An 18,749-nucleotide genomic window follows, 5' to 3' on the forward strand; every position below is an offset into this window, starting at 1 on the left:
TTACATTATCGCAACATTATTGCCGCTGTTATATTTTCCTAAGATAGGTCCTGGCTGTTAAATCAAGCATAAATGATGCCCGCAAAAACTTAAAAACATTTCTCCCTGTCGCTATCCGTTTTTTGACGTGTGGCACACATAGGTCGGCAGCGTTCCCAGAATAAATAAATAATTCTCATTCTGCTGTTTCTTAATACGCATATAAATATTCTTATTCGGATAGATAAAAAATAAGGGCTCGTACTTCTCCAGCCAGCTGTCGCTGATGTTGTCGTCCGGAAATTTCATATTGCGTATGGACGTCAGATTATAGACGCTGTCTTTGCGCTCAATCTGAAAGAAAACTTTGCGATTCAGGGTCTTCGTAGGATCGCTTTTCAACCGGCCATTCATACTGAGTATTCCGCTGTTGCCCTCCACGGTGTAATTCAGCCACAGCGAGAGCGTTTCATCACGGTGATGCTGAATAAAGTTCGCCTGGCAGGAAAAGGGCTGGATGTAATGGCGATGCCAGAGGTAATACGCTGCCACGACAGCCCCCATCAACAGGCACAGGCAGAGCGCAACAAGCGTTTGACGGTAGCGAACCATACTAGCGATCCTCTATAAAATAATCGGACATACAGCGGTTGGGTTCCGTCATTGGCCTGTCACAGCGAATGACCGATGCGCGAGGCAGCAGGATGTAGCCGCTGACGTAAACCCAGGGATAGTTAGCGCACTGGTCCTTAAACGGGGCGGCATAGGCCAGGGCTTTATCCCTGTCGCGCTGCGTTTCAATATCGCGAGAAAAATAGAGCTGGCATTCGCCCATCTTCATCGCGAAGCGGTACCCGTCGACGAAATAGCTGTCATGCAGCAGGTTATGGCTGATAACGCTCACGCCAGCCAGCATCAGCAATAGCACCAGCGCGCCCGGCAGCCAGAAGCGGCGTGTCGGGGCCGTCGGGGCGACGGTCTCTTCGGCGGCATCCGGAGCAGCACGTTCTTCCTCATCAGCCTGCGGCTGCGTCTCTTTAACGGTGATTTGCGTATCGCTTGCGAGCGTCAGTCCAATGCGCGGGATAGTGACAATCGGATCGGTTTCAAACCCCACTTTCTTCAGCCCCTTACGCAGAATAGAAATATTCTGGTAGTAGGTATTAGGCGAAACCAGCATCCCCCGGCGCTGCCAGACAATATCCATGCACTCCTGTTGAGTCACAATACTTCCGACTCTTTCTATTAATAACAACAAACAGCGCCCCGCCGGGGAATTTAATACCACCACCCGGTCAGGATTGTTGAGATCGCGTAATGTGCTGGCCGCTGGATGAAACTCTACCAGGCCATTAATAATGTAATGCTTATGCATAGAATGGGCTAAATACCTCCGGTCAACGCCTGTTGCTCCAGTAGATTCCCTTCACGGTTAACCTGCGTATCCCTCGCCTGTGTAAGGATTAATGTGACGGATAAATGCGCAACTGTATATCCTGGCGCCTGGCGAAAAATCTTATTTTTCCTTTCTCTTTATCTGACCAGTCTGAAGTTTTCTTAACCGCCATTTTAAGCCGTCTTGACACTGACAAAACTCGACAAAGGCGCCCGTTGAACGCTTTAGCCATCATTGTCTGAATTATTCAGCGCGCTTAATTTGTTTTTTTAATCAAAAGCAGAGAGGACGCGCTCTGCCAGCGGGTTTCGAAATTACGACCAATTCGAAAGCTGTCGTCTTAATTAACAATTTCGGTGCGAAACTGTTAGCCACCGTCAGTAACAACCCTCGTCGCATGACGTCTCCAGACTATTTCCTTACAAAACATTTATTAAAGCCAACTTTTCAATAAAAACTACCGGTATGATTATTTACAGGCAAATAAGCAAAAGCCGGTTCAGCGAGGAGAAATTGACGCTACACCTAAACCGTACTTAAAACAAATTAAGATTAATTCAGGTTACCTCTTTTACGCCCTGAGTATAGTGGGCTCACACCGTGCAATGCTTAATTGCTTCGAAAATACAGGCATCGTTCTGCCAGACAGACGAGTCTCATTACAATTATAAATCGAGGGAATGACATGGCGAATAAGCTCAACAACACACGTCATTTAAATATCGCGCTATTGGGTGGAGATCACTTTGCGCGCCAGGGGATCGCCGCGTTATTAAAAAATATTGTCCCGGCTATGCAGATTACAGCATCGATCGATAATTACGCGGAGATCGAAACGATACTCGCAGCCGCACCGGTAGACGTGATTTTTTTATCCGGCATGGAGAAATATCACGCGGGATATGACTGCCTGAAATATATCAGGAAGATGAAAGTACTTTATCCCGACGTACTTATTTGCATGTATTCCGCACCGGCAAATTCCTGGCTGTGGATACGCGGTGAAATAGACGCCTATCTCTCGCTGCAGGACCCGCTTTATCACTGGCGAGCCAGCGTATTAAAAATGGTCGATAGCCGTTATCGCCCACTAAAAAAACCCACGGCGTTATCGCTGACGCCGGGTGAATGGAGGGTATTGAAGGAACTGCGAAAGGGTCTGGATATGCGTTACATCGCCGAAACAGAGCAGCTTTCTTACCGTCGTGTCAGCGCGTTAAAAAGCTCAGCGATAAGAAAACTCGGGCTCAGGAACAAGACAGATTTGCTGGTCTTTTTAACCAGTTAGACCTGCTGCTTTCAGAGCAAATCTCGACATAACACCATAATGGAATCAGGACAATGAAAGCTCAATTCAATAATAAAACGCTGCTCGCGATCGCTATTGCGGCATTACTGCCAGCGGGCACGGCCCTGGCTGCCGGCACCAGCGGCGGCACGGTGAACTTTAGCGGCAAAGTGGTGACCTCCGCCTGCGCCATCAGCGCAGGAAGCGCCAACATTGACGTGGACATGGGTGAAGTGCGTACCGCAACGCTGAAGACGGCAGGCAGCGTTGCCAGCACGGCAAAAGCGTTTGCCATCACCCTGGAAGATTGCGAAATCGCCGATACCTCAGCCTCTACGGATGAGAACCCGATTGCCGCCACAACCGTGGCCGTCACCTTCACCGGCACGCCGGACACTTCCGATGTTAATAGCTTGTCCGTCGGAGCAAACGGCAGCGCCAACTCTGCGCAAAACGTGGCTATTCGCCTTTATGACGAGCAGGGCAACGTGGTGAACCTGGGTGAACCTGCTGCGGCCATCCCTCTGCGTAAGGGTGCCAACACCCTGAACTTCAGCGCGAAATATTACTCGCCGAAGGGCGGCGCCACCGCGGGTGATGCCAGCGCCGTCGCAACCTACACCGTGACCTATTCGTAATCTTCAGGCCCGGTCTGCGGCCGGGCCTGTCTTAGCTTTCAGGAGAAACACTATGCGCGTAAACACATGGATTTGCCTGGCGGGTGCGTTATGTTCCTCCGCCGTCTATGCCGGCGGCGTGGGGCTGGGCGCAACGCGAATGGTCTACTCCAGCGCCACCAGCCAGGCCATGATGCAGGTGAGAAACACCCATCCCGACGCTACGTTCCTCATCCAGTCGTGGATGGAGAATGAGAAAGGCGAGCGCACCAACGACTTCGCGATCACGCCGCCGCTGTACGTCATAAAACCGGCCAGCGAAAGCGCGGTGAAAATCATGTTTAACGGCAAAGCCCTGCCAGCGGATCGGGAGACGCTCTACTGGATGACGGTCAAAGCCATCCCCCAGCAGGCGAAAAGCGGCGCCGGGAATACGCTGCAGTTTGCGTCGGCTAACCGCATCAAGGTCTTTTATCGCCCGGAGGGACTCAGCGAGAGCCCGGGAGAGGCGTGGAAAAAACTGGCCGGTGCCTACCGCGCCGGAAAAGTCACGCTCAGCAACCCCACGCCGTACTACCTCACCACCATCAACGTGAAAATTGACGGTATGCCGGTGCAGCCGGTGATGGTGCCCCCGAAAGGCAGCGTGACCCTGGCCGAAACCTTCAGCCATGCGGGCAGCATGAGCTATCAGACCATTAACGATTACGGGGCATGGACCCCCGCCACGCGCGCGTCGTTATCCCAATAATAAAAACAGTAAGGCGTGACCACGTGAAAATAAAAATCCTGTGCGCCACGGTGATCTCCCTGGTGATTCGGCAAGCCGTGGCTGCTGAAAGCGAGCTGCAATTTAACCCCGCGTTCCTCAACGGCGAGAGCGCAAACAGCGCCGATCTCGCCTGGGTCAACGCCGGGAGCGCGTTGCCGCCGGGTGATTACAACCTCAACGTGTATATCAATACGAATTATGCGTTCACGGGAAACGTCACGTTCCGCCTTGCTGAAGACGGCACGGGTGAAGCGCTGCCCTGCCTCACGCCTGAACAATTCGCCGCGCTGGGCATCGATAGCCATCAGGCGAAGGGCGGCGACCTGCCGCTGGCGCAGCGCTGCATCTTCCTAACGAAGGCATTTGCGGATACGCAGTTTGATCTGGACCAGAAGACGCTCACCCTGAGCTTCACCGTACCGCAAAGTGCGATGCGCAATTTGCCGCGCGGGTACGTCAGCCCGGAAAGCTGGGAGGCGGGCATTCCTGCCGCGTGGCTGAATTACGTGGTCAATGGCTCGAACAATGAGTATCGCGGCGAGACGCGCACGCGGGAACAGCAGCTGTTTGCGAGCCTCAACAGCGGCGTCAACCTGGGCGCGTGGCGGCTGCGTGATTTCACCACGTGGACCAAAGACAGCAATGAGCTCACCCACGTGCAGACCTGGCTGCAGCGCGATATTCACGCCCTGCGCGCGCAGGTGTATGCCGGGGAAACGTACACCTCGGCGCAGGTGTTCGACTCCGTGGGCCTGCGCGGTATCGCCCTGAAAACCGATGACAACATGCTGCCCGCCAGCCTCAGCGGCTATGCACCTGAAGTTCGCGGCATCGCGCGCAGCAACGCCACGGTCACGGTTCGCCAGAACGGCAACATCATCTATCAAACCTCCGTCCCGCCGGGGGCGTTTGTGCTGAAAGATCTCTACCCGACCTCCTCGGGAGGCGATCTGGCGGTCACCATTCAGGAGAACGACGGCAGCAAAACGCAATACACGCTCCCCTTTGCCAGCGTGCCGAACCTGGTGCGTAACGGACAGGTGAAATATGCCCTCGGCGCCGGGAAATACCGTCCGACGGGCAATCAGGACACGCCCGCTTTCGCGCAGGGCGAGCTGTTCTACGGCTGGCGATACGGCCTGACGTTTTACGGCGGGGCGCAGTTTGCCGATCGCTATAACGGCCTGGCCCTCGGTTTTGGGCAAAACCTCGGCCGCTTTGGCGCCTACTCCATCGACCTGACCCACGCCCGCAGCCAGCTGGCGGACGATCGGCACTATACCGGTGATTCGGTGCGCCTGCGCTACAGCAAGCTGCTGAACGACATTGGCACGCGGGTGAATTTCTTCTCGCTGCGCTACTCCACGAAAGGGTTTTATACCCTCAGCGACACCACGTACAAAGGCATGTCGGGCGGATCGCCAAAGCAGACGGTGGAAGACGATGGCACCGTCACCACCCAATACGACACCGTGTACAACCTGCGCATGTCGCGTAAGGCAAAAAACCAGCTGCTGCTGTCGCAGCCGATGGGACAATACGGCTCGCTGTCGCTGTCGTGGGATCAGCAGACCTACTGGAACACGTCAAATACCACGCAAAGCCTGCAGTTTGCGTGGAACGCCACGTTTCGCAACGTGTCGCTTGGCGTCAGCGTCCAGCGAAGCTCGAGCCTGTATGACGACAAGAAAGATAACATCCTGTCGATGTCGATTTCGGTCCCGCTGGGCAACCCGACGCTGTCGACCCGCGCGCGCTTTACCACGACCCATGCGGATTCCACCGGCACAACCACCAGCACGGGCGTGAGCGGCTACCTGCCGGGTGAGGAGAATCTGTTCTATAGCGTCAACCAGCGCTACAGCTCCCGACAGCACTACGGCGGCGATGCCACCCTGCAGTACGAAGGCGCGTGGGGAGACTACAACCTGGGCTACAGCTACGCCAGCGACTCCCGCAACCTCAGCTACGGCATCAGCGGCGGCGCGGTAGTGCATGAAGATGGCCTGACGCTGAGCCAGCCGCTCGGAAATACCAACATTCTGGTGAAAGCGCCGGGGGCCAGCAATGTCGCCGTGCTTAACCATAAGGGCATCAAAACGGACGGCCGTGGCTACGCGGTGATCCCGTACGCCACGCCGTACCGCGTTAACCAGGTCGCGCTGGACGTGACGACCGCCGGCAACGACGTGGAGCTGGAAAACGCCATCGCCAACAAAACGCCTACCGATGGCGCCCTGGTTCGCGCCACCTTCACCACGCACCAGGGGGCAAAAGCGATGTTTATCGTACGTCACGGCAACGACGTGCTCCCCTTCGGCACGCTGGTCTCGCTCGATGATGACAAAACCAGCGGCATCGTTGGCGATGGCGGCAGCCTGTATCTCTCCGGTTTGTCAGAGAAGGGCACGCTGAACGCCGTGTGGGGCCGCGGCAGCCGCCAGCGCTGCGCCATTACCTACGCCTTAAACAAGCAGAACTATAACGTCCGCACCGGTCTTTATTCTCAGGAGGTGGTATGTCAGTAACGCTTCGGATCGGCTGCCTTGCGCTGCTGTTGGTTTTCACGCTCCCCGTTCGCGGATATGACGTGCTGGTTTCCGTCACCGGCAATTTGATCGGCAACACCTGCGTGGTGGCGCAGGACTCCGGGGAGCAGAACGTGCCGCTGGGCACCATTGGTATTAAACAGTTCAGCCGTGCCGGGGCCGTCAGCAATATCAAAACGCCCTTCACGCTCAGGCTTGAAGCGTGCGGGCCAACCTTTGCTGGCGTAAAAATCCGCTTCAGCGGTACGCCGGATGATGCCAACCCGCAGCTGCTGAAAATTGCCGACGGTGGCGCTACCGGCGTGGCGGTACAGATCCTCGATAAAGAGAGCGTACTCATTCCCCTGAATACAAAGACCACCGCATACGGAACGGCGGGGGATGACAGCGTACAGATGACCTTCTACGCGCAGCTGGTTGCCACTGGCGCACCCGTGAGCGCCGGTGATGTGTCAGCCCTCGCCACCTGGACAACGGAGTATCTATGATGCGTTTAGCGTTTCTTCTCAGCGGATTACTTTTCTGCGCCAGCGTGCAGGCTCTGGACTGGAAATCGGACATTACGCTCTCCCCTCAGCCGATGACCTACAGCGGGCCAGCGGATTCCGTGGTGCCGGGCAGCATTATCGGCTCGACCTGGAGCGCCACCGCCAGCGTGCAGCAGGTGTTCTGGTGCGGGCTTATTTTTACCTGCAACAAAGGCACGCTGCAGCCCAGCAGCAGCGCCATCTCAAGCGGTGCGACGGTCACCGTCGACGGCGCGAATTACACCATTTTTGAGACCGGCGTACCGGGCGTGGGGTATATCATCGGGCTGAAGGATTTTAAGAGTACGCAATATATTCCCCTGCAAACCGGTATCACGCAAAGCTACCCGGCAGAGGGCACCAGTGGGTTTGCCCAGGATCTGGGATGGTCAGCAAAGGTCACCTTTATTAAAACCGGTGCCGCCCTGAAATCCGGCGTCTATAACATCCCGACCATCAACGCCGCGGTGCTCACCGCCTATAACAACGAAACGAAAACGGCGCAGGTGATCATCAGCCCGACCACCATCACGGTGACCGCCAGCGGGTGTACGGTCGGCAGCAAAAACGCCAGCGTGGCGCTGGGCACCATTGATATTCGCCCCCTGCCCACGGTGGGAAGCACGTCGCCATCGGGGACGTTTACCGTCGGCCTGACCTGCGACGCGAACGTAGCGGTTCACGCCGTGATGACCGATCAGACCACGCCGTCGAACACCTCGTCGGTGGTGACCCTGACCGGAGATTCCACGGCGTCCGGCGTTGGGGTGCAGTTTTTCTACAACGGCAGCGGGCCGCTGACGATGGGGCCGGACAGCTCGGCCGCGGGTGCGACCGGCCAGTTCTTCATCCAGAGCACCACGGCGGCGCAGACGCTCACGTTACCGTTCCAGGCGCAGTACATCCGAACCGGCGAACTGGTCCCCGGCTCGGCCAACGCGCTGGCCAGCATTACGTTTTCCTACCAGTAGGGCTACTGCTTCACCCACACCAGCTGATCGGTTCGGAAGCCCAGACCGCGCGCGGTGTTCAGGTAATCCTGCTTCACCGCATCCGGAATGGTTGGCGTGCGCGACAGGATCCACAGGTAGTCGCGGTTCGGGCCGCTGACCAGGGCGTACTGGTACTTATCGTCCAGCCTGATCACGTTATAGCCGCCGTAGAACGGGCCGAAGAAGGACACCTTCAGCGCGGCGGTGGTTGGCTCGCCGGTAAAGTACGCTTTGCCTTCGCTCTCGTTCCACTTGTTCTTCACCGGATCGTAGCCCCGGTTGAGCACGCTGATGCCGCCGTCGCTGCGTTTGCCGTAGGTGGCGGTTACCTGCTCCAGCCCGCGTTCAAAGCGGTTTTCCAGACGGGCGACCTCGTACCATTTGCCAAGATAGCGGCTGGCGTCAAAACCGGAAATCGGCTGCACGCCCTTCGGCGGCGTGGGGGATTTACAGGCGACCAGCGTCAGCGCAATGGCAACACCGGTCACTACAGGCCATAGCTTCATGAGAATTCCTTTCATTTGCACGGTTGGACGTTAAGTGTAGTGCACCGTTTCGGCGCTTCATCCCGTTCGGGAAAATTCGTAGTATATTGAGAGTATTCCTCCACTCTGGACACGGACATGGCTTACTCCATCGGCGAATTCGCCAGACTCAGCGGCATCACCGCCACCACCCTGCGGGCGTGGCAGCGTCGCTATGGTTTACTCAAGCCACAGCGCACGGAAGGCGGCCACCGCCAGTACAGCGACGAGGACGTCCAGCAGGCGCTAAAAATTCTCGACTGGGTCAAAAAAGGCGTCCCGATCGGCCAGGTCAAACCGCTGCTGGAACGCCCGATGCCGGGTCGGACCAACAACTGGCAAACCCTGCAGCAGAACATGCTGCAACGCCTGCAGGACGGCAAGGTCGAGTCCCTGCGCCAGATGATTTACGACGCCGGACGCGAATACCCAAGGCCGGAGCTGGTCGCGAACGTGCTGCGCCCGCTGCGCAGCCAGGTCTCGGCCAACGTCGCCGCCGCCATGACCCTGCGCGCGATCCTCGACGGCATCATCATCGCCTACACCTCGTTTTGCCTCGAAGGCGATAAAAAAGCGCCGGGCGATAACATTCTGCTCAGCGGCTGGCACCTGAACGACCCGTGCGAGATCTGGCTCGAAGCCTTAACGCGCACCGGGCAGGGCCACCGAATCGACATCCTGCCGGTTCCGCCTGACGCGCTGGCACCGGAAATTTTCCCGGAGCGCAAATGGCTTCTGGTCACCAGCGGCAAACTCACCGCCGGGCGGAAAAAACAGGTGGAGCAGTGGCAGCAGCAGGTATCGCTTGAAGTGATTATCCTCTGATAATTTTCTCCTGCGGGAATCTTCACGAAAAGTTGAATATTTTCCCGCGCCGCAGATGCTAACGTTTTCCTGTAACGAATAACTCAACAGGAAAACACCATGAAAAAAACTGCCCCTCTGCTGATCCTGGCCTCGATGGCCTTTGCCCCTGCTGCCTTTAGCGCCCCTGCCGGCACGCTGAGCGTCCACATTCTCGACCAGCAAACCGGGATGCCGCCATCAGACGTGACCGTTACGCTGGAGAAACAGCAGCAGGACAAATGGACCCCGATTGCCAGCGGTAAAACCGACCACGACGGCCGCATCAAATCGCTCTATCCGCAGGATCAAGACATGCAGCCTGGCGTGTATAAAGTGACCTTCAAAACCGCAGAGTACTTCCACGGCAAAAAGCTGGACTCCTTCTTCCCGGAGATCCCGGTGCTGTTTACCGTGACCCGCACCAACGAGAAGCTGCACATCCCGCTTCTGCTGAGCCAGTACGGTTACTCGACCTACAAGGGCAGTTAAGACGCATTGATTTTAAAGGAATAAAAAAAATAGTTCCGCTAATACTTGGACAAATTAGTCATGTTGTGTAAGTTTTAATTATATGAACGGGAGGACTACACCATGACAACGAAACCTGTGCTCGGTATTAGCGGATGTTTGACCGGATCCGCCGTTCGCTTTGACGGCGGACACAAGCGTATGGGCTTCGTCATGGATGAGCTGGCCCAGTGGGTGAATTTCAGGCCCGTCTGCCCTGAAATGGCCATCGGCCTGCCGACGCCTCGCCCGGCCATACGCCTGACGCTGACGGACAGCGGCGAAACGCAGCTCCGTTTCAGCAAGCCGCCTCATGATGACCTCACGCAGAAAATGGCCGACTTTACGGCGGACTATCTGCCAAAAATCGGCGATCTGTCGGGATTTATCGTCTGTGCAAAATCCCCAAGCTGCGGCCTGGAACGCGTGCGGCTGTACGATGAAAACGGCAACCGGGGCCGCAAGGAGGGCGTCGGGCTGTTCACCGCCGCCCTTCTTGAAACCTACCCGTGGCTGCCCGTCGAGGAAGACGGTCGGCTGCACGACCCGGTGCTGCGGGAAAACTTTATCGAGCGGGTATTTGCCCTGCACGAGCTAAACACGCTGCGCGCCAAAGGTCTGACGCGGCGTGGGCTGCTGGATTTTCACAGCCGCTATAAGCTTCAGCTACTGGCGCACCATCAGGCGGGCTACCGCGAAATCGGCCCGTTCGTTGCCTCGCTGCACGAGTGGGAAGACCTGGACGCCTTCTTCGTGGCGTATCGGGAAAAGCTGATGACCATCCTGAAAAAACCCGCCTCGCGGAAGAATCACACCAACGTGCTGATGCATATTCAGGGGTATTTCCGTAACCAGCTGAACACCCGCCAGCGCGGCGAGCTGCGCGACGTGATCCTGCACTATCGCAACGGACAGTTGCCTATTCTCGCCCCGATCACGCTGCTGAAGCACTACCTGGCCGAATACCCCGACCGGTATCTGATGACGCAAAACTACTTTGATCCCTATCCTGATGATTTGGGTCTGCGTCTGGCAGTCAAGTGATCATAAAAATGCGAAGGCCCCATTGACCCGTAGAGGCCCAAAGCAGTACCCCGTTTAGACGACATCCTCACTGTCGTCTCTTTTTTGCATTTCATCTCAAAGACTGTGATTATATACAGGCTTATTCTGCAAAAGGGGCCTGCCTGTGATCAACACCCTGCACATTCAAAACTACCGCTCCATCCGCGACATGTCGCTGGAGCTGGAGCAGCTCAACATCGTCTTCGGGCCGAACGGCACCGGGAAATCCAATATCTACAAGGCGATACACCTGATGCACAGCGCCGCCCAGGGACAATTTTCCCAGGCGCTGGCAAACGAGGGCGGCATTCTGAAGGTGTTCTGGGCAGGTAAAACCCGCAGCGACCAGCTGCGGCGGATGAATCTGGCGGTGGAAACAGAGACCTACGAATACGAGCTGCAGGTCGGGTTTGTGGAGAAGCTGCCCTATCCCTCGCAGTTTCAGCTCGACCCGGTGATCAAAGAGGAGTCCATCTGGCTGAGCGGCCAGCACCGTCGGCCTTCGTCACAGCTGATGAAGCGTAAGAACCAGGCGGTGTTTCTCAACAACGTGCATCACGAGAAAGTGACCCATAGCGGCACGCTGTACGAGAACGAATCGGTGTTCGGGCAGCTCGGCGAACCGCATCTTTACCCGGAAGTGTCGCAGATGCGCGAGTCCCTGCGTAACTGGCGCTTTTATCATGAGTTTTCCGTCTCGTCTGGCTCGGCGATGCGCGCCCCGCAGGTCGGCTTCCGCTCCCCGGTGCTGGCCAGCGACGGCGCCAACCTGGCGGCCGCGTTTCAGACCATCGTCGAGATCGGCGACGAGCTGCTGCTGATGCGCATCCTTGACCAGGCCTTCCCCGGCTGCGTGTTTTACAGCGACAACACCGGCGGACGTTTTCGCATGATGATGCAGCGCGAGGGGCTGAGCAGGCCGCTGGAACCGGCGGAGTTCTCCGACGGCACCCTGCGCTTTCTGTGCCTGACGGTGGCGCTGTTAAGCCCGCGCCCACCGGCGTTTATCGCGTTGAACGAACCGGAAAACAGCCTGCACCCGCAGATGCTTCCCGCGCTGGCGAGCTTAATCGCCGAGGCCAGCCGCTACTCGCAGATCTGGCTCACCAGCCACTCGCCGGAGCTGGCGAAGTTGATTGAGAAGCAGAGGTCGTTTTCGCTGTATCAGCTGTCAATGGTGGAGGGGGGGACTAGGGTGGAGAGGCTGGGGTAGGTCGGTTAGAAAAAATCGCAAGGAAAGTCTCGTTTGTAGCGAAGTTATGCCTGGAAAGAATATTTCCCAGGCATATCAAATGTCCATTCAACCCGGATTGGTCTGTCAATTAGTGGCGATATATTCAGGATGATTTTCTAGCTTTGCGTTCATCTAACTTTGCAAAGAGCCATACTCTGGCACCAGCGGCGACGCCAACTATAGCGCTCACCACAGATAGATAAATTAATGATTTTGATGATAAATCAATCTTTCCAGAACTTATAAACTCGATCAGTACATTGTTTACAATAAAAATAAATGCAAAAAAAAACACACCGTAATAAAAGGTACTAAGCAGAAAAACCAAAAACGTAGCCCGATGAAACGCCTTATTATTTGCCATTAACTTTATCCTTAACTTTATCGCCGATTAACTCCCCTCCCAAACCACCTATCAGATCATTAACTTCCCCTGGGAAAGGTGCTAGTTCACCGAGTTTACCGCCAGCCCATGAACCTAATGCTGAACCAATAAGCGATCCCGTATTTGGGCCATCAGTAAAGAATGCCCCTCCCATAGCTATGCCGATGTTTTGCCAGGTATTCCTTCCCGGAGCAAGCATCCCCCCCACGCCAGCACTAATGCTGCTTTTATAATCCCACGATTTGTTTTCATTGCCTGGCTGACTCAGGTTAAACCACTGGTACCCTCCGTTGGCGATTTCCGCAATCACTCCCCCGCCAACAACTTTACCCACCGACGCCGCAGGTCCTAAATACCAGGCGGCTCCGATCATTACCCCATCCTGGTAACCTTCGACAATCACTTTTGTGATGTTAGCCCCCTCAGGTAAGTCGCCTTTCGCCAGTTTATCCAAACCTGCCTGTTTTTCTTCTACAGATAAGCCCTTATTTTCGGCATATTGATTCCATGAACCCACGGCGTTCATGTAGTTATTCAGGCCAGAGGGGAGAGGAATGGAGGTAGCATTATTCTCAGCCGCGTTCTTTCCTCCTTGCGCCCCAGCAGCTGCCGAAGCCGTACTACCTCCCGCCAACCCACCAGCCATCCCCGCCGATACAGATGCCAGCGTAATGACCGTCTGCTTTTGATCTTCGCTCAATGTCGACAGGTCTTTCACATCCGGATAGAGCAGGCTGGCTATAGCATGCGCAGCCAGCTCACCCGTCGCGGCACCTGCCGCACCCGCCGCTGCGCTATTCCCCTGCAGTACCGCAACTGCGCCACCCAGTATCGCGTGCGCAATCGTGTTGATAGCCGGGTTATCCTCTGTCGATTTCAGCAGATGCGCCAGCTCCGGTGCCGACGCGCCCGCCAGCGCCCCTCCGATATTGCCGCCCGCCAGTCCCTGCAGCGCTGCCGTGGCCGCCTGGATGCCGCGCTGCATATCGCTGCCGGTTCCGTACGTCACCATCACGTTTTTGTATGCCTGGGTATCTCGCAGTTTCGCCAGATAATCCTGGCGCTGTTTCTCTGTCGCGTTTGCGGGGAGTGTTGCGCCGGTTTCTTTCTGGGCCGCCTTCAGCCCGTTCAGGTCACCCTGCGTCCTGGCAATATCCGCCACCTGGCTACCAATGTCGCTGATCATCCCAACCGCGTTCAGGCGGTTCTGCTCTTTCTCCTTGTCGAAGATCGGGCTGATGCTGTCGTTAGCATGTTCGGTGTCGCGACTCAGTTCGGCCACGTCCTGCTTCTGGTTTGCCTTGTCGCGGATAGTGAGGGAGCCCTCTGCCACGGCGGCCTGCGTGGTGCCTTCCTTATGGCCTTTATTACCCGCAGCGGAGATCATGCCACCCGGCAGGTTGCCCTGGAATTTATCCCCGAAGCTGCCGCCGCCGCTCAGGCTGATACCGGAGTGCGAGGTTTTAAAGTCCGCTTCGTTGTGGATATCGCTGAAGCCGAGCGTTCCGGTATCGAGGCTGTTTTTGTCCGGCGTGGCGGTGGACGCGATAACCGCGCCATCAAGCTGGGTGTGATGCCCCACGGTGATGTCGAAGCCGCCATCCCCGGCATACAGCCCGGTCTGTTCGGCCACCGAATCAAAGCGGCTCTTCATCTTGTCCTGGCTGGCGTTGATATAGCCTGAACCGGACATGGTGCCGAAGGTGAAGCTGCCCCCGGCCGCAACGCTGGTCTGCTTGCTGTCGTAGTCGCTGTTGTTCTGCTGGCTGCGCATCAGCAGGTCGTGACCAACGTCTGCCACGATTTTATTGCCGTTAACCTGAGCGCCATCAAGCACGGTGTCGTGCCCGCTTTTAAGGGTGACGTTTTTGCCGCTGTCGATTGTGGTTTCGGTCCAGTCGGTACCGTTACCTTTATCCTTGCCGTGCGCGGCGTTAACGTTGGCAAACACGCTGATACCCGCGCCGTTGCCTCCGGCACCGATGCTTACCCCAATACCGCCACCGCTGCTGCTGTTCTTGCCGCTGGTCTTTTGGGTATTCGCCGCGCCGGACAGCAGAATATCGTTCTGTGCATCCAGCGTGGTATCACCCCCGGCTTTCAGCTGGCTGCCCGCAATCACGATGTCGCCGCTGTTCGCGCCTTTGTTTGTGCCGTTCGCGGTGATGGAGAGATTATTGCCTGCGTTCAGCGTGCTGCCTGCCACCGCATCACTCTCAGCATGCTGCTGTGATTTCGACTTCTGGGTCGTCAGCGAGAGGCTCACACCCATTGCGTTCGGGTCGCCGGTGGTTGCCGCCATATCCGCAGCCTGCCCGGCCTGCACGCCGGACAGCACCGTTTTGGTGGCCTGAAGGGCTTTCAGACGGCCATCACTTTGCTCTTTGGTCTCCTGCGCCGCGCTCACGGCATTGTTAATAGCGCTACCGACGGTGCCGGAGAGCGCCACGGTGAGCCCACTTTTCTTCTGCTCGAAGGTTTCATCCCGGGTGCGCCTGTCGTGCCCCGGCTCGATGATGACGCTGTCGCCGCTGAGGCTTAAATCCTTCCCGGCGATAAGATCCGCGCCGCCGACATGGGCCTGGTTTCCGGCAGAAATCGCGACGTTACCCCCCGTCGAGCCCACCGTACTGAAGCTCTGGCTCTGGGTGGTGCCCTTCTCACGGAGATCGTGCGTGCTTTTGCTGCTTCCGATGGTGAAGCCAATCCCACCCGAGCCCATCAGGCCGGATTTTTTCTCTTCCTTAAAGCGCCAGGAGGTGTCGCTGTTCGTGGCCGCAACGATATCAACATTGTTGCCCGCCTTAAGCTGCACGTCGCCATCGCCCGCCACGGCGGAGCCGAACACCCGCAGGTTATTGCCCGCCACCACCTGCACGTTATCGCCGCTCAGCAAGGAGCCGGATTCACGCGTCGCGCTGTCCTCCTCGATGGTGTGGGTGGTTTTCTTGCTGAGGAAACCTTTTTTGGTTTTGGTCTGCTCTTTGTAGTGATAATCGCTTTCGGTTGCGGTATTGAGGCTGACGTCGCGGCCTGCCGCCACGCCGATATCGCCCTTCGCCGTCACCTGCGCGGCTTCGGTGGTGACATCGCGTCCGGCGAGGATTTGGGTATTCGCCCCGCTGGCGATCTCGGTTCCCTGCTGGCGCACCGATTCGTTAATAACGGTTTTCTTGCCTGACCTATAGCTGTCGCCCTGTGTGGTCTCTTCCGCAGCCAGATTCACGTCGCGACCCGCCTGCAGCCCGACGTTTTTCTCCGCCGCCAGCGCGGCGGCCCGGGCGTTGATATCCTGCCCGGCCTTCAGGACCAGGTTATCGCCTGCGGAAATCGTGGTGCGGTCGAGCCCGGTGCTGTGGGATTCGCTTTTCCCTTTCCGGCTGCTTTCGCTGGTCTGTGCCGCGTTCAGGTTCAGATCGTTGCCCGCGCTCAGCCCCGCGCTGCCGCCCGCCTTCAGGTCGCTGGCGGTCACGTCAAGGTTGTGCCCGGCATTCACCAGCAGGTTGCCGCCCGCACTGACGTTACTTCCCTGATACGTGACGGAGGAACGGCTGGTTTTCTCCCGGCTGGAGCTGAATGCGTCGTTGATCTGATTCGCGTTGACGGCAATATCGCCCCACGCGTTCAGCAGCATATCGCCGCCGGAGGCCAGGTTCGCCCCGGTGACGGTGATGTTTTTCCCCGCCTCAAGCGACAGGCCATCCTGCGCGGTAATCGACGCCGTGTTGCCCAGCAGGGTGTCCTTCAGGCCGATGTTGCCGTACTTCCCGCCGGCGTTGATATCAATCTGCTCAACCTGCGTCAGGTTGTTGATGCTGCCGTCCAGGCTCTCCAGCGCGACCGTTTTGCCGCTGATGGTGGAGCTGATGTTATTGATATCGCCGATGGCGCTCAGGTTCAGGTCGCCGCCCGCTTTCATCAGGCCGTTGCTGAGGTTGCTGATGCTGTTCTGGCTGTCGAGCGTCAGGCTGTTTTTCGCCAGCAGCGAGCTGCCGCCGTTGGTGATGCTGCCGCCCTTCAGGGCGACGTTGTTGCCCGCGATCACGCTGCCGTTGTTGACGGTGACGTCCTTCGGCGACAGGTAGAGCTTCGGCACCATCACCGTTTCGCCGTTGACGGTGGCTTTCTCCCACCACAGCAGGCTGTGGTCGAGCGCGGCAATCTGATCGGCGGTCAGCGAGACGCCAAACTGCAGGCCCAGCGACTGCTGCGCCGCCGCGGCGTTGTCCATCAGATAGCGCATCTGATCCAGATCGGAGCCGATGCCGTTCAGGTAGCGGTTACCGGTCTGGTTGAGCACCACGTTGGAAACGTAGCGGGTATCGAACGCCGCATCGCCGAGGAAGCGGTAGTCGTAGTCCGGGTTCAGGTTGAGGCGCCCCAGCATATAGGACGAGCCGAGGAACTGCTTCTCGTCGGTAAACGCCAGCCGCGTCTCCTGCGGCGCCGTGGACGACGGTTTGATCCCGAGCATCGCGTTCAGGTCGGCAAACAGGGCGGGATCAAGCTGTCCGAGACCGTTCAGTTTCGGGTTGATGCCGATCAGGTACGGGCTTTTCGGGTTGTCGGAGAAGACAAAATAGCCGTTGTTGCCCGACGGCAGCGGGTAAGCGCTGGTATCGACGCGCTGGCCCTGATAATGCCCGACGGCGCCGCCCTGCGCGGTTCGGAGATCGGCGGTGGTGACCCCGGCGTTCGCCAGCGCGCCCAGCTGACCAAGGTTCGCGTTGCCTTTCTGCGTGGTGGCAACGTTGCTGAGAGGCGTGCCGGACGCGCCGCCGTTTTCCAGCGCGCCGCCGCCGTTAAGCTGCTGCAGCGCCCCCTGAAGCCGATCGTTCCACTGCGGCGAGGTCACCGCCACGCTGCCGGTAGCGCTCAGGCCCTGTTTTTGAACGCCGCTGCCGACAGTCTGGTTGCTGAGGGTGTTCAGCGACGGGGTGGAGATAACGTTGCTGACGCCGCCCGCGTTGGCGGTGGTATTAGTGTTGCTGATGTTGCTGGTGAAGTTTGCGGTGACGTTGCCGCCCGCCTGGATGACGGCGCGGTATGTTTCACCATTTTCACTTTCTGTGACATGCCCATCTAATACATAGGTTACGTCATTGTCGTAGTAAGTATTGCGATGGGTTGGAGAGTAGGAGCCAGGAGAACCCCCGCCATATGAGGGGCTTACATATTTATATACAGCATATTCTGTATAAGTTCCGCTCTGATAGCTCTGATTATTCAGCGTGTTTCCTGCAAGCGTAATATTGCTATTCGCCAGGATTGTACTCGCCTGATTGTTCAACTCTGCGGCAGTGATAGTCAGGTTACGCCCGGAAGAAATACGAGCGCTTCCACCCTCAGCATTTACAACCTGCGCTATCTGATTTAGTGCATATTTACGTGTTTCATAGCCTGTAATTGGTTTGTAATAGTAATGGGTATCCTCATACAAGAAACAGGGAACTCCTCCACATGTACCTGAACCGTCATGGGTATAAGTGCTGTATTTATCCCGAACAAGCGTATCGATTCCGAGAACCGACACAGGTATGTCAACAGTTGCCTGCCCAACCCAACCATACGCTGGCGACGCACTTGTTGTTGTGGTTGACGTTAATCCATCACGCTGATTTAACAGGCTGGCAGTTTTAACCGTAATATCCCCATTCTGCGTCTCAATATTCCCCGACGTGTTCACCACCTGGCTGTTGGCATTCCCCGCCGCATCACGCTGCATCCACAGGTTGTTCCCCGCCATGATGTCGCCGCGCCGGTTGGTGATGCTGTCAGCAAACAGCGCCAGATTATTCGCCGCGTACAGCAGCGCGGTGTTGACGATGGACCCCGGCGCGCTCAGGGTCAGCGAGCCGCGCGTGCCGGTGAAGCCGTCGACGGTAATGTTGCTCCGGCTGGCGACGGTGATGTCGCCCCCGCCCTGCACCGTGCCCGCGGCATTGAGCGCCACGCTGCTGCCGGAGAGCGTGCTGGTGCCGCCGCCGGTGGTGATTTGTCCGTTGTTGCTGAGCTGCCCGCCCGCGCTGAGGTTAACCGCCTGCCCCTGCAGCACGCTGCGGTTATCG

The 18,749-nt window shown here is 57.3% G+C and carries 15 protein-coding genes; 10 read left to right on the top strand and 5 right to left on the bottom strand.

Translation table 11 applies throughout. The features are described 5' to 3' along the window. Positions 1-111: 111 nt before the first annotated feature. Together SPH27_RS18725 and SPH27_RS18730 are read right to left on the bottom strand one after the other, a co-directional pair. Positions 112-591: a hypothetical protein gene (locus SPH27_RS18725; protein WP_023309865.1), complete on the bottom strand. Its 480-nt coding sequence runs from the start codon at positions 589-591 to the stop codon at positions 112-114. Between the two features lies 1 nt (position 592). Then, complete coding sequence (locus SPH27_RS18730) at positions 593-1,354, bottom strand: winged helix-turn-helix domain-containing protein (RefSeq protein WP_182071908.1); 762 nt, start codon at positions 1,352-1,354, stop codon at positions 593-595. A 706-nt stretch (positions 1,355-2,060) separates the two neighbouring features. Between SPH27_RS18730 and SPH27_RS18735 the strand changes: the two genes are divergently transcribed. The 6 genes from SPH27_RS18735 to SPH27_RS18760 are packed head-to-tail and all read left to right on the top strand — an operon-like array spanning position 2,061 to position 8,099. Continuing rightward, positions 2,061-2,663 carry a helix-turn-helix transcriptional regulator gene (locus SPH27_RS18735; RefSeq protein WP_087823667.1) on the top strand — a complete coding sequence of 201 codons (603 nt, stop codon included), beginning with the start codon at positions 2,061-2,063 and terminating at the stop codon, positions 2,661-2,663. Between the two features lie 53 nt (positions 2,664-2,716). Next, the gene (locus tag SPH27_RS18740) at positions 2,717-3,301 is read left to right on the top strand and encodes a fimbrial protein (protein WP_032661969.1); all 585 of its coding nucleotides are present in this window, start codon (positions 2,717-2,719) and stop codon (positions 3,299-3,301) included. Between the two features lie 52 nt (positions 3,302-3,353). Next, positions 3,354-4,031 carry a molecular chaperone gene (locus SPH27_RS18745; RefSeq protein ID WP_087823666.1) on the top strand — a complete coding sequence of 226 codons (678 nt, stop codon included), beginning with the start codon at positions 3,354-3,356 and terminating at the stop codon, positions 4,029-4,031. A gap of 23 nt (positions 4,032-4,054) precedes the next feature. Then, a complete protein-coding gene (locus tag SPH27_RS18750; protein WP_182071907.1) occupies positions 4,055-6,580 on the top strand; it encodes a fimbria/pilus outer membrane usher protein in 2,526 nt (841 codons plus the stop codon). Further along, a complete protein-coding gene (locus SPH27_RS18755; RefSeq protein ID WP_182071906.1) occupies positions 6,571-7,089 on the top strand; it encodes a fimbrial protein in 519 nt (172 codons plus the stop codon). The genes SPH27_RS18750 and SPH27_RS18755 overlap by 10 nt, the downstream gene beginning before the upstream one ends. Beyond that, the gene (locus SPH27_RS18760) at positions 7,089-8,099 is read left to right on the top strand and encodes a fimbrial protein (RefSeq protein ID WP_322435763.1); all 1,011 of its coding nucleotides are present in this window, start codon (positions 7,089-7,091) and stop codon (positions 8,097-8,099) included. The genes SPH27_RS18755 and SPH27_RS18760 overlap by 1 nt, the downstream gene beginning before the upstream one ends. A gap of 2 nt (positions 8,100-8,101) precedes the next feature. Here SPH27_RS18760 and SPH27_RS18765 read toward each other — a convergent pair whose 3' ends face one another. Continuing rightward, on the bottom strand, positions 8,102-8,626 hold the full coding sequence (locus tag SPH27_RS18765) for a lipocalin family protein (protein WP_047059663.1): 525 nt from the start codon (positions 8,624-8,626) through the stop codon (positions 8,102-8,104). Positions 8,627-8,743: 117 nt separating this feature from the next. On the opposite strand from SPH27_RS18765, the gene SPH27_RS18770 reads away from it, so the two are divergent. From SPH27_RS18770 to SPH27_RS18785, 4 genes are all read left to right on the top strand, one after another. Next, the gene (locus SPH27_RS18770) at positions 8,744-9,469 is read left to right on the top strand and encodes a MerR family transcriptional regulator (protein ID WP_032661978.1); all 726 of its coding nucleotides are present in this window, start codon (positions 8,744-8,746) and stop codon (positions 9,467-9,469) included. 99 nt (positions 9,470-9,568) lie between these two features. Continuing rightward, the gene (gene uraH / locus SPH27_RS18775) at positions 9,569-9,979 is read left to right on the top strand and encodes a hydroxyisourate hydrolase (protein WP_033147068.1); all 411 of its coding nucleotides are present in this window, start codon (positions 9,569-9,571) and stop codon (positions 9,977-9,979) included. Between the two features lie 102 nt (positions 9,980-10,081). Next, positions 10,082-11,041, top strand: coding sequence for a YbgA family protein (locus SPH27_RS18780; RefSeq protein WP_023333995.1), 960 nt, complete (start codon positions 10,082-10,084; stop codon positions 11,039-11,041). A gap of 145 nt (positions 11,042-11,186) precedes the next feature. Next, on the top strand, positions 11,187-12,275 hold the full coding sequence (locus tag SPH27_RS18785) for an AAA family ATPase (protein WP_048980217.1): 1,089 nt from the start codon (positions 11,187-11,189) through the stop codon (positions 12,273-12,275). A 124-nt stretch (positions 12,276-12,399) separates the two neighbouring features. On the opposite strand, the gene SPH27_RS18790 is transcribed toward SPH27_RS18785, so the two are convergent. Both SPH27_RS18790 and SPH27_RS18795 read right to left on the bottom strand, forming a co-directional pair. Next, positions 12,400-12,660 (bottom strand): hypothetical protein, encoded by a 261-nt coding sequence (locus tag SPH27_RS18790; protein ID WP_182071905.1) that lies wholly within the window; start codon positions 12,658-12,660, stop codon positions 12,400-12,402. Further along, on the bottom strand, positions 12,650-18,749 hold a 6,100-nt coding region (locus SPH27_RS18795), incomplete at its 5' end, for a hemagglutinin repeat-containing protein (protein ID WP_322435762.1). The genes SPH27_RS18795 and SPH27_RS18790, both read right to left, overlap by 11 nt.

This window comes from Enterobacter sp. A103, from assembly GCF_034427535.1.
Classification (GTDB): domain Bacteria; phylum Pseudomonadota; class Gammaproteobacteria; order Enterobacterales; family Enterobacteriaceae; genus Enterobacter; species Enterobacter asburiae_B.

What these genes read in the sequence shown, in the direction of transcription:
- SPH27_RS18760 (WP_322435763.1), top strand. Translation starts at nt 7,089, where the DNA reads ATGCGTTTAGCGTTTCTTCTCAGCGGATTACTTTTCTGCGCCAGCGTG.
- SPH27_RS18740 (WP_032661969.1), top strand. Translation starts at nt 2,717, where the DNA reads ATGAAAGCTCAATTCAATAATAAAACGCTGCTCGCGATCGCTATTGCG.
- SPH27_RS18725 (WP_023309865.1), bottom strand. Translation starts at nt 591, where the DNA reads ATGGTTCGCTACCGTCAAACGCTTGTTGCGCTCTGCCTGTGCCTGTTG.
- SPH27_RS18730 (WP_182071908.1), bottom strand. Translation starts at nt 1,354, where the DNA reads ATGCATAAGCATTACATTATTAATGGCCTGGTAGAGTTTCATCCAGCG.
- SPH27_RS18755 (WP_182071906.1), top strand. Translation starts at nt 6,571, where the DNA reads ATGTCAGTAACGCTTCGGATCGGCTGCCTTGCGCTGCTGTTGGTTTTC.
- SPH27_RS18765 (WP_047059663.1), bottom strand. Translation starts at nt 8,626, where the DNA reads ATGAAGCTATGGCCTGTAGTGACCGGTGTTGCCATTGCGCTGACGCTG.
- SPH27_RS18770 (WP_032661978.1), top strand. Translation starts at nt 8,744, where the DNA reads ATGGCTTACTCCATCGGCGAATTCGCCAGACTCAGCGGCATCACCGCC.
- SPH27_RS18735 (WP_087823667.1), top strand. Translation starts at nt 2,061, where the DNA reads ATGGCGAATAAGCTCAACAACACACGTCATTTAAATATCGCGCTATTG.
- SPH27_RS18790 (WP_182071905.1), bottom strand. Translation starts at nt 12,660, where the DNA reads ATGGCAAATAATAAGGCGTTTCATCGGGCTACGTTTTTGGTTTTTCTG.
- SPH27_RS18745 (WP_087823666.1), top strand. Translation starts at nt 3,354, where the DNA reads ATGCGCGTAAACACATGGATTTGCCTGGCGGGTGCGTTATGTTCCTCC.
- SPH27_RS18780 (WP_023333995.1), top strand. Translation starts at nt 10,082, where the DNA reads ATGACAACGAAACCTGTGCTCGGTATTAGCGGATGTTTGACCGGATCC.
- uraH (WP_033147068.1), top strand. Translation starts at nt 9,569, where the DNA reads ATGAAAAAAACTGCCCCTCTGCTGATCCTGGCCTCGATGGCCTTTGCC.